General features: G+C 28.9%; 13 protein-coding genes and 1 riboswitch. Of the genes, 1 reads left to right on the top strand and 12 read right to left on the bottom strand.

Translation table 11 applies throughout. The features are described 5' to 3' along the window. Positions 1 to 97: 97 nt before the first annotated feature. The 9 genes from GOQ29_RS03320 to GOQ29_RS03280 form a co-directional block, all read right to left on the bottom strand. The gene (locus GOQ29_RS03320) at positions 98 to 805 is read right to left on the bottom strand and encodes a YIP1 family protein (protein ID WP_203371214.1); all 708 of its coding nucleotides are present in this window, start codon (positions 803 to 805) and stop codon (positions 98 to 100) included. 119 nt (positions 806 to 924) lie between these two features. Next, entirely contained in the window at positions 925 to 1374 is a 450-nt protein-coding gene (gene rimI / locus GOQ29_RS03315) for a ribosomal protein S18-alanine N-acetyltransferase (protein WP_252187499.1), read from the bottom strand. Next, on the bottom strand, positions 1364 to 2080 hold the full coding sequence (gene tsaB, locus GOQ29_RS03310) for a tRNA (adenosine(37)-N6)-threonylcarbamoyltransferase complex dimerization subunit type 1 TsaB (protein WP_203371212.1): 717 nt from the start codon (positions 2078 to 2080) through the stop codon (positions 1364 to 1366). The genes rimI and tsaB overlap by 11 nt, the downstream gene beginning before the upstream one ends. Further along, positions 2077 to 2538, bottom strand: a complete 462-nt coding sequence (tsaE, locus tag GOQ29_RS03305; RefSeq protein ID WP_203371211.1) for a tRNA (adenosine(37)-N6)-threonylcarbamoyltransferase complex ATPase subunit type 1 TsaE — start codon at positions 2536 to 2538, stop codon at positions 2077 to 2079. Before tsaE ends, tsaB begins: the two co-directional genes overlap by 4 nt. A 185-nt stretch (positions 2539 to 2723) precedes the next feature. After that, on the bottom strand, positions 2724 to 3440 hold the full coding sequence (locus GOQ29_RS03300; RefSeq protein ID WP_203371210.1) for a tetratricopeptide repeat protein: 717 nt from the start codon (positions 3438 to 3440) through the stop codon (positions 2724 to 2726). 20 nt (positions 3441 to 3460) lie between these two features. Next, positions 3461 to 4222 (bottom strand): ABC transporter permease, encoded by a 762-nt coding sequence (locus tag GOQ29_RS03295; RefSeq protein ID WP_203371209.1) that lies wholly within the window; start codon positions 4220 to 4222, stop codon positions 3461 to 3463. A 1-nt stretch (position 4223) separates the two neighbouring features. After that, the gene (locus GOQ29_RS03290) at positions 4224 to 5117 is read right to left on the bottom strand and encodes an ABC transporter ATP-binding protein (RefSeq protein WP_203371208.1); all 894 of its coding nucleotides are present in this window, start codon (positions 5115 to 5117) and stop codon (positions 4224 to 4226) included. A 72-nt stretch (positions 5118 to 5189) separates the two neighbouring features. Next, complete coding sequence (locus GOQ29_RS03285; RefSeq protein ID WP_203371207.1) at positions 5190 to 5690, bottom strand: peptidoglycan-binding domain-containing protein; 501 nt, start codon at positions 5688 to 5690, stop codon at positions 5190 to 5192. A gap of 897 nt (positions 5691 to 6587) precedes the next feature. Next, on the bottom strand, positions 6588 to 6740 hold the full coding sequence (locus GOQ29_RS03280; protein WP_203371206.1) for a hypothetical protein: 153 nt from the start codon (positions 6738 to 6740) through the stop codon (positions 6588 to 6590). A gap of 491 nt (positions 6741 to 7231) precedes the next feature. Here GOQ29_RS03280 and GOQ29_RS03275 point away from each other — a divergent pair, with 491 nt between their 5' ends. Beyond that, positions 7232 to 8398, top strand: coding sequence for an iron-containing alcohol dehydrogenase (locus GOQ29_RS03275; protein ID WP_203371205.1), 1167 nt, complete (start codon positions 7232 to 7234; stop codon positions 8396 to 8398). A gap of 323 nt (positions 8399 to 8721) precedes the next feature. Here GOQ29_RS03275 and GOQ29_RS03270 read toward each other — a convergent pair whose 3' ends face one another. From GOQ29_RS03270 to GOQ29_RS03260, 3 genes are all read right to left on the bottom strand, one after another. After that, on the bottom strand, positions 8722 to 9075 hold the full coding sequence (locus GOQ29_RS03270; protein WP_252187498.1) for a winged helix-turn-helix transcriptional regulator: 354 nt from the start codon (positions 9073 to 9075) through the stop codon (positions 8722 to 8724). Positions 9076 to 9179: 104 nt separating this feature from the next. Beyond that, positions 9180 to 9782 (bottom strand): ECF transporter S component, encoded by a 603-nt coding sequence (locus GOQ29_RS03265; RefSeq protein WP_203371204.1) that lies wholly within the window; start codon positions 9780 to 9782, stop codon positions 9180 to 9182. Positions 9783 to 9879: 97 nt separating this feature from the next. Continuing rightward, positions 9880 to 10001, bottom strand: a riboswitch (FMN riboswitch). A gap of 74 nt (positions 10002 to 10075) precedes the next feature. After that, positions 10076 to 11239 (bottom strand): amidohydrolase, encoded by a 1164-nt coding sequence (locus GOQ29_RS03260; protein WP_203371203.1) that lies wholly within the window; start codon positions 11237 to 11239, stop codon positions 10076 to 10078. Between the last annotated feature and the right edge of the window lie 131 nt (positions 11240 to 11370).

Genomic DNA, 11370 nt, shown 5'->3' with positions numbered 1-11370 from the left:
AGTAGGTCAGTTCTATCAATCAGATATCATCTTTTGATAGAGAAGCCTTTAGTAGTTTAGAACCCTACTCCTTCAGGTGTGGGAGCAGTCAGTCTTACTAAGAATGATTTAAAACATATAAACCTGAAGATAATATTATCCATACAATCCAAGGTAATATTACAGGTACAAAGGCTTTTTTCTTTGGAATTTCATATAGATATGTTGCACCTATAAGAACTAGAATCTGATACCAAATTATCAGTATATCAAAATGAAGAAATGCACCATATACAATACTACCTATCATACTTTCAGGTAAAATCAAAGCTAAATTCAAGTCCACAACTGGGTTTCCTGAAGCAACAAATATTATTGTTAATATTAATCTTCCAACTGCAACAGGTACATATGAATAAGCAGCTATAGCTATAGCATCTTTATATTCTCCATCACCACCAACTAATGCAGCTAAACCATTCACCATAAATGCCTTAAAAAATACAATAAATATTGGTACTATAGGAGTTAAAATCACAGTTAAAATCATGTATCCTGTTAATACAGAATCTGAAGGTGTCATACCAGGCATATTCTCTGCAATAGAATTGATAAACTCATCCGTATTCATTTCAATAAATGCTGCTACTAATGTAGAGATAATTATCAATGCTATTGGTAATTTTGTACTAGGGTAAAACTTAACACTTTTGAATAATTCATTGGGATTTACAAATAAATATTTAATCCTTTCCCACCATTTAAATTCTTTAACATTACTATAATCTTCAAACTCATTAGGATTATCATTGAAATTGTCACTCATCTAATCTCCCCTTTATATAATGTTTTCTTCTATATACTTATAAAATTCTTTTAAAAATAATATATTTCACTTCATTTAAAATAACATTATCTTAGTTATCTTGTAATAATAGAAATTTTTTATAATTCCTTCCACATGATAACTGCATCTTCTTTGTTGTCAGCATAATATCCGGGTCTTATTCCTATATCAACGAATCCATGATTCTTATACAAATTTCTAGCAAAAATATTTGATATTCGAACTTCTAATGTCATCCTTTCTATATTTAATTCATCACATACATTTATCAAGCCATCTACTAGACTATGTCCTATTCCAAACCCTCTATATTCATTATGAACTGCTATATTAGTAATATGTCCTTCATCCAATATTAACCAAACTCCACCATATCCTACAACTTTCTTATCTATTTCTGCTACAATATACTTAGCTAATTTATTCTCTCTTAACTCCCTTTCAAAAGATTCTCTGGCCCAAGGAGTAGCAAAAGACATCTTTTCAATAAATAACACTTGACATATATCTTTCATTTCCATCTTTCTTATATTAATATTATCTTTCATTTCTTTCCTGCATCCTTTTTTCATATTGCCTCTCTGCTTGAGATTTCCTTAAATAATCAGGAATTAACTTTCTATAATCTATTCCTTCTCCATTTTTTATTTTCATAATAGCTAATTCTGCTACTGAAGATGCTCTAGGCATATTAGTAGAATTAGGAGAAAAAACTACTCTATCTTCAAGTTTTTCTGTTAAAACATCCCTGTATTTTACTCCTCCATCTCCATTTACTACTATCCTCTCATTTCTCTTCAATAAAATATCTATAATTTCATCTACTGATAATACATCCTGTTCCATTATAGTATTAAATACTCCATATTCCCATTTATATATTCCAGTATATACTCTATCTCGTCTTGCATCCATCATTGGAACAACTATTCCTTCTACATAAGGCATATTAAAAGCTAAAGCATCCATTGTAGGAATTCCTATTACTTCCTTTTCATGGGCATGAGCCATTGCCTTTATCGATGCCAATCCTATCCTCAATCCGGTAAATGATCCTGGACCAGTAGATCCAGAATATACATCAATATCCTCTGGTTTTAAATCAAGACTTGTCATCAATTCTCCTATAGCAGGCATTAATTTCTTTGAATGGGTCATCTTATCATTAATTATATATTCTCCTAAGAGACTATTCTCATCCATCACAGCACAGGTAGCTACTCTACTGGAGGATTCTATTGCTAATACTTTCATTCTCTATTCAACCCCTTTATTATATCCTCATTACCCTTCCCTATTATCTTTATTTCTATCTCTCTATTATTATTTTCTTGGAGTTTATTAATATATAAATCTATTCTATCCTCTGGTAATATCTCCTCTATAATTGATGCCCACTCTATTATACTAACACTATCAGAATATACATATTCCTCATAACCTATATCATACATCTCATCCACATCAGCTATTCTATAGACATCAAAATGATTTATATGAAATCTTCCTTCATACTCATTTACTATAGTAAATGTTGGACTAGTCACATAATCTTCTACATCTAATCCCTTTGTAATTGCTTGAGTAAGAGTGGTCTTCCCTGCACCTAAATCTCCATCTAGGCACAAAACATCTCCTGCTTTTAATAATTTTCCTATTTTATATCCTAATTCCTTAGTTTCATCTGGAGATCTTGTTATTATTTTAATCATATATCATTCCTTCTGCTGTAATCTTTTATTCTAAAATTTTTCTTATTAAATATTATATAATTCTTACCAAGTATACACAAGAATATTAATTTGTAAGTAAATAAAAAACCGAGGTTTTCCTCGGTAATTCTATACTCTCGTTATTCCTTCTAAATTAAAATATACATAAGCTCATTAATTTCTATTTAGTATATACGTTGTTCAATTTCTTTCTTCATATCTATCAATTTCTCCATATTTTCTTTATCTTGTTCATTTAATTCTTCTAATGTCTTTTCAATTAATCCAAGTTTTATAGGATCTGATGCGATATATTCACTTTCAATCAATTCTATATATGGTTCCATATTATTTTTTTGTTTTAGATCTTTATTTATATTCTTTAGAAATTTCACATATTCCTCTGTATATTCTAAATTAGGTACTTCATTTACCTTTTCAATTTTCAAACTTTTATCTGCCATACTTACAGATTCTTCGATATCATATAATAAATATATCTGGGATAAAAAGTAATAAGAAGCTGAATCTTCTTTGCTTAATTTAAAACTTTTCTCATATGCCTCCAACACTTTGTCATATTCTTTTAAATACTCATAAGAAATACCTAATCTATGCCAAGCTAATTCACTAGTAGGTTCAATTTCTAATACCTTTAAGAGAACATCCCTTGCTTGCTCATAATCTTTTAAATTCATATAATCCAGAGATAAGGACATTAAACCATTCACATCATCAGGATATTTTTCTAAATATTTTTGTGTTTCTTCCAAACTTTCCTCAGAAGATAAATAATCTATTTTGTTATTTTCATATCTATGTCTAAAAAATAATGCTACAAATATCCCTATTAGTAGTAAAGCCAAAAATACAATTTTACCTCTAGTAATATTTAGTTTCATTTTGTACCATCCTTTAACTATTATAATATTTCTTCTTTATCAAATTTCAACAATCCTAATCCTAAAAATATTAGAATTGTTACTAAAGAGACCCCTATAGGATATATGAATCTATCCAAAGGCAAAGTTTCTAAGGTAAGTGCATCATAAGTAAATCTACCATTTAAAAATATATATTCATCTACCATATCAGGCAAAGGAATAAAAAAATATATTATAATAATCCCTAGACTAGTTAATACAGCTATCGATTGCTTTTTAATGAAACCTATTAATAATACCACAAAGGATGCAATGGATAATAAATAAAACATATTTGAAATAAATCCAATCACCATTCTACCAAACAATGTAGGAACATTTATGATTGTAAGGCCGATAGCTGCTTCATCTAAGCCCGTAAAAAAAACTATTGCAAGTAACATATAAATAATAGTTAATATCAAAAAAATAAGAAATATTATAATGCTTCCTGATATAAATTTACCTAAAAAAATATATTTTCTCTCGAATTTAGATCCTAATAACAATTTGATCGTTGATAGTTTGTATTCATTTAGATAAATAGAACTAAAAAAAATACATATACTTATAGGAAACATTATTTCGTTATTGATAGCATATATATAGTAATAATACGTAAAAAAATGCTGATTTTCTTTAGGATGTTGAGTATTTAAATAAAATGAAAGACCAAAGAAAAGTATTAATGTAATTAAAGGCGCTATCCATTGTTTATTTTTAAATATTTTGTAAGTTTCTAATTTAATATATTCAATCACTCTAATTATCTCCCCTTCCTATAAAATGTCTTTCTAAAGTTGAATTCTCTACTTTTATATCAACTATAGTCATCCCATTTTTTACTATTAAATCTAAAATCATATTTAATTCAGCTTTATTGACCTTTATTTTATATTGTGAATTATCTGAATCTATAATATATGCTTTGTTTTTAATAAAATCAATTTCCTTACCCTTACTTTCAATTTGGATTATGTAAAATGCATTATCTTTTGATATTATTGAATCATTCTTAAAATCATCAACTAGCAAACCATTATTTAATACTAAAACCCTATCACATATTTCTTCTATTTCACTTAGTATATGACTAGAAATAATGATTATCTTATTATCATCATGAATATCCCTTATTAAATCTCTTATTTGTCTTATACCATTTATATCTAAAGAATTAGTTGGCTCGTCTAATATAATTATGTTCGGATTATGAATTAATGAACAAGCTATACCTAATCTTTGTTTCATACCCATTGAATAATTTTTTACTTTTTTATTTAAAAAATTATTGATTTCTAATCCCTTACATATATATTGAAGATATTTATTGTCGATCTTTGAATGTAGCTTTAAACATAATTTCAAATTATCTATAGCATTTAATCTATCATATAAAGATGGCTCCTCTATTAAAAAACCTATTTCATTTGCTACTTTATTAAACTCATTTTGAATATTAGTATCATTAACTAATACTTCTCCCAAAGAAGGCTTTATTAATCCAGTTATTAATTTAAGTAAAGTGCTCTTTCCTGCACCATTGGGACCTATCAACCCTATTATTTCTCCCGAAGATATAGTAAAGGAAATTTCCTTTAGAATATCCTTTTTTCTTATAATCTTTGAAACATTTTTTACTTGAATTTTTGTCATTATTTCACCACCTATTTAATATAATATAAGATAATAGATCCTAGGATCTATTATCTTATATTATTAATGTTATTATGATAAAGGTGCAGATAAAGTTCTCCATGTTCGTGGGCCACATGAACCATCAACTGATATACCATACCACCTTTGCACATTTATAAGAGCTGATCTTGTATTTCTCCCCCAATATCCATCAATGGACCCTGGATTAAATCTTAGTTTTTTAAGGGATGTTTGAAGATCTATAACTCTAATCCGCTTATTTGCTAAACCATTTCCAACCCAATTAGCAGAAGAATCAGGATTAAATTCATGACCATTTATTTTTATAACGGTTGTCCCTGATCCACCAAAGAGTTTCGAGCTTCTCTCAAGGAATCCAACAATAACATCAAATACCTTTGAAAAAATACTGTCAAATATATTCTCTGCTATCCTCTCTAAAACCCATACTTTAACAGGACTAGGTAATACTATTGATTTTGTACCTGGTTCATCAGATGCTAATGCCTTTGTTGAAGTATTATCTTTATCACTAGCAAAAGACATAGCTGGCACGAAAGCAGTAACCATCAAAACCATCACTAAAAATATAATAAAACTTTTCTAAACACATCTATTCCTCCCTTATTTTATTATTAGAATTGGCCAAATTCTAATAATTTATATCTAATCAGCTGAATAGATCACTATTGATTTTTATTGTATTTATTCTATTTTTAAGATTATAATAAAATATTTCGTTATAGAATATTCCGTGGTGGCTTGTCCACAATTAATCCTCCTTTCAAAATGTATTTAAAAACTATCCTCTTGCTCTTCTATTGTCACTATCTTGAAGTTCATATAATTCATTAATAGTGCTTTGCTCATTTTAAACAATATTACCTGATTCAACTTTGGTAAAATTAACACCTAAACCATTAAATATTGTTAGTATGTAATGCTTCTTTTTTATATTTTTTTAATCAATTTTCTCTACTATAAATACTTTAGTGCTTCAACCTCATTTTCTTTTTTATAATAATATTTATATAAGCCAAATAAAGTTGTAGATAAGACATTGAAATTTAGTTTTTCTTTTAACTCTTTAGCCTTGATTAGATGACTATAAGCTTTATCATAATCATAACACCACGGCAATCGCATGAAAACTTATCATAATAAGAACTTAAGTTTTTAAAAAATAACTTTGCACCATAAAAGAATATGTATTTTTTTAAAGTATTCCTGAATTTTGTCCAACATTAAGGAATCAATTCGATTTTATTTTCACTCTATCTTTATCTTCACGCTATCATATTTTATAATTACTTTTCAATAAAAATATACAAACAACACTTTAAGATGTATGAACAACATTTTATGCCGTTTATATTATACATCTATATCTGTCGTTTGTCCCTCGGTAATTCTATACTCTCGTTATTCCTTCTAAATTAAAATATACATTTCTAACCTTAAATGGAGCTAGATTTGTCTTCCTCCAAGAAATTTTAAAGGTATATAATCTGCTACTATATCCATTAATTCCTCTTTCGTCTTTATTTTTAAATCTTTACACAATATATATGCATCTATAAAATCCTTAGCAGGCTCTGGTCTTGCAGCCAATATCTTCATAGCTAGTAATTATCCAACTTTTGGTTTTAAAATTTTTAAATTTGAATATATTTTATATGTCTCTTTATCTTCTTTTATAAGGAATTTCAGTGGTTCTTTTATTTCTTCATTAATCCTATACCCTTAGTCATTTAATCATTCCTCCAATCTAATTAATTCAATATTCTTATCTTATTAAATATTATATAATTCTTACCAAGTATACACAGGAATATTTACCATACCCATTTTTGTTTATAACTCTGTATCCTATCAGATTTTTAAGTAATTTCCTGTGGATAAGTTGAAAATTACATTTTATAATTCACTATTCTTACAGTTATAATTTAAATTCCTATTACAAAAATTTGTTGAAATTTCTTCCCTCAACTACACATTTCATACTTTTTAGGAACTTCCATACCAAAAAGTGCCTTCTTTTTTTTAAAATTAAATTGGTTATAATAAGAATTGTCCAGAGGGACAAATTTAATTTAAAGGAGGAGTAGTAAATGCAAAGATTTACTATACCAAGAGATGTTTATTTTGGAACTAATGCTCTAGACCATTTAAAAGATGTAAAAGGAACTAAGGCAATGTTAGTTATTGATTCTGAAAGATTAATAGAAGATGGAACAGTCTCTAGAATTCAAGATTTATTAAAAGAAGCAAGGATTGAAACAACAGTATTCTCTGGTGTTGAAAGTGATCCTTCTGTTTCAACTGTTAAAAAAGGTGTTGAAATGATGACTTCATTTGAACCTGATTTGATAATTGGAATTGGTGGAGGATCTCCAATAGATGCGGCTAAAGCAATGTGGATATTTTATGAGTATCCAAATCTTACTTTTAAAGAAGCTGCTAAACCATTTAGCTTACCAGAATTACGTCAAAAAGCAAAGTTCATAGCTATACCAACTACAAGTGGTACTGGTTCTGAAGTCACTTCATTTTCAGTAATAACTGACAATGAAACTAATATTAAATATCCAATAGCTGACTATAATATCACTCCAGATGTTGCTATAGTTGATCCTGCTTTAGTGGAAAGTATGCCTCCAGAATTAGTTGCTAACACTGGTATGGATGCCTTAACTCATGCTTTTGAAGCTTATGTATCAACTGCTAGAAATCCAATAACTGATTCACTGGCCATGAAATCAATAGAAATGACCGTTAAAAATTTAATTAACTCATTTAATGGAGAAAAAGAAGCTAGAGAAAACATGCATATATCTCAATGTTTAGCTGGAATGGCTTTTTCTAATGCCATACTTGGAATAGCTCATTCAATGGCTCATAAAACTGGTAAAATATTTAATATAGCCCATGGATCTGCAAATTCAATATACTTACCATCTGTTATAGAATTTAATTCTAAGACAGCTGGAAGTGCCTATGCTGACATAGCTAAAAGATTAGGCTTAGACGGAAATACAACAGATAAATTGGTTAAATCATTAATTAAACTTGTTAAAGATTTTAGAGTTGCTATGAATATGCCACAAACTTTAAATGAATATGGATTATCAGAAGATTTCTTCAAAGAACACTTGGACGAAATTTCTAAAACAGCAGTAGCTGATCCTTGTACAGGTACAAATCCAAGACAAATATCCGTAGAAGAAATGAAAAAATTATTTGAGACTACCTATTATGGAACAGAGGTGAATTTTTAGAGCTATAATTCAGATTAATGAAAAAAAGTATTGTCAGGAAATAATAGATTTAATTCCCTAAAGCTTAAATAAATAAAGAATGCTTAAGAACGTACTTATAAATAGAGGTACGTTCTTAAGCGTTTTTTATTTTTAAGTTATTAAATTATTTCTAGGCACTGCAAAAACAGATTAATGAAAAAAGCACCTGTAAATTTTTTCAATATATTTCATACTACATTTTAGACAGTTTTAGGTTCAAACTTTCATAAATATTAAATTTATAATTTGTTGTTGTCCTAGACTGAAATATTGATTACGATAGTAATTGATATGATTATTAACTAGCTATGTTTAAAATTATCAACAAATAATTTTCCCCACTTATCCATTAATTCTAAAATAGGTATTAATTCCTCTCCAATTTCAGTAAGTGAATATTCAACCCTTGGTGGAACTTCATTATAAACAATTCTATTAACCAATCCATTTTGTTCTAAGTCTTTTAATTGTTGACTTAGCATCTTTTGAGTTATTTCAGGAATTAATCTTCTAAGTTCATTATATCTTATAGATTTATGTAGATTAAGATTCCAAATAATAAGAGCTTTCCACTTACCACTTAAGATTTCTAATGTGACTTCTATTTCACATCTATAATTATTACAACTAACTTTATTCAATCTATCTTTTGGCATACTTTCACTCCCTCTAGAATTAATACTTAAATTATATCATTTATACATTATATCACTAAAGTTGTATAAAATAAAAAATCCAAGACCTAAGCCTTGGATTTTTATTATTTATGAAGTAATGGTGATATTCTCTTGTATAAAGGTATAGTTACTACTGATATCATTATGCCTTTTAATATATTAAAGGGGGTTATTGCAAATATCACTAGTGATTTAACATCTGATACATATTTATTAACTGCTGCTCCCATTTCTACAAAAGACTCTATTGGTGTCCCATAGAATTTTGCATAAAATGGTAATAAGAACAAATAATTTGCAATAGCAGCTACTAATGTCATAGCTATTGTTCCTAATATCAATCCTATAATTGCAGATTTAAAGTTTTTATTTTTATAATACATTATAGATGCTATACATACGAATATAGACCCTACAATAAAATTCGCTAATTCTCCAACTCCTACAGTAGTTGTTCCCTTCAATGCTATATGAAGAATATTTTTAAGTAATTCTATCACTACTCCTGTCATAGGCCCTAAAGCAAAAGCTCCTATTAATGCAGGAATATCACTAAAATCTACCTTTAAAAATGGTGGTGCGAACCACATTGGTACTTCAATGAACATTATTAAAAATGCCAATACTGATAATACTGCTGTTTTTGTAAGATATCTCACATCAACCTTTTTCTTTACTGCTTGCATAATTTTACCTCCTAATTATAGCATCTTCAGAAGATTAAAATAGCCCTTGGATTTAATCCAAGGGCAGCAATTTCTACATTATTAAGTACGTATCTTACTCAATCCTCTTCCATCCAGACTTTACTGTCGGTCTTGGAATTTCACCAAATCAACCGTACTTTCATACGGGTCGCGGACTTTACCGCCGGTCGGGAATTTCACCCTGCCCTGAAGATTAACTATTTAATTTTATTTTCTATTATCATTATAGAATATAGTTATTATTTTGTCAATAGTCCTTTTATTATCAATGATTAACTTTCTCTGTACACAACCTTACCATCTATTATTGTCATATTGACTTTAGCTCTTATATCTCTTAATGGATGTCCATTAAATACTACTATATCAGCATCTTTACCATTTTCTATGCTTCCCAATCTATTATCTACACCTAATATTTCAGCTGGATTTATAGTTATAGATTTAAAAGCTTCCTCTTCATCTAGCCCAGCATTTGCAGCCCAAGCTGCACATAATACTAATTTATCTAATGGTATAACCGGAGCATCAGTCATTATTGCAAATTTGACTCCTGCCTCATGTAATACTTTAGGAGTATCAAAACTTTTATTTTTCAATTCGAACTTTGATTTATCTCCAAAAGTAGGTCCTATTATAGCAGGTTTCCCATCTTTAACTAATTCATCAGCTATTAAATGTCCTTCTGTGCAATGATCTAATGTAATATCTACATCAAACTCTTTTGCTATCCTTAAAGCTGTAAAAATATCATCTGCTCTATGGGCATGAGCCTTTAATGGAATTTCTTTTCTTATAACTCTAGCCATAGCTTCCATCTTCATATCAAAATCTGGCATTTTAGACAAATCTCCTTCTGCCCTATTTTGTTTTTCCACATACGCCTTTGCTTTAAATAATGTTTCTCTCAATATTGAAGCCGTAGCCATTCTAGTCATAGGAGACTTCTTTAAATTATTATACACCCTTTTAGGATTTTCACCAAAGGCTATTTTCATAGCTATACTATCATCTAATACCATATTATCTACTCTATTACCATAAGTCTTTATTAAAGCAAATTGGCCCCCTATAACATTAGCACTTCCTGGACCAGTTGCTGCAGTAGTAACGCCTCCTTCATAGGCTTCTCTTAGTGTCTCATCCATCGGGTTTATACCATCAATTCCTCTGATCTGAGGAGTCACTGGATCCGTTGCCTCATTTCCATCATCTCCTTCAAAACCAATAGCAGATTCAAATAATCCCACATGACAATGGGCATCTATGAACCCTGGTAAAACCATCCTACCTTCAACATCGATTATCTCTGCATCCAAAGGTGCTACTACTTCCTTACCTACAGCTTTTATCTTTCCACCTTCCATTAATACACTACCGCCTTCTATTACTTCTCCAGCCATAGTATGGATATTACCATTTTTAATTAACAACATCCAAATTCCGTTACAAAATACCTACTAAAATCTATTAATAAACCAAATATCTATAAATTTTATGCTTCATTCCTTATTCGACGAGTCCGATTTCATAATCATAAAAATTACTACTCTCGTTTAGTATAACT

Source organism: Anaeromonas gelatinilytica (assembly GCF_016820635.1).
Taxonomy (GTDB): Bacteria; Bacillota; Clostridia; order Tissierellales; family SIT17; genus Anaeromonas; species Anaeromonas gelatinilytica.
This window is presented reverse-complemented; position numbering and strand designations above follow the sequence as displayed.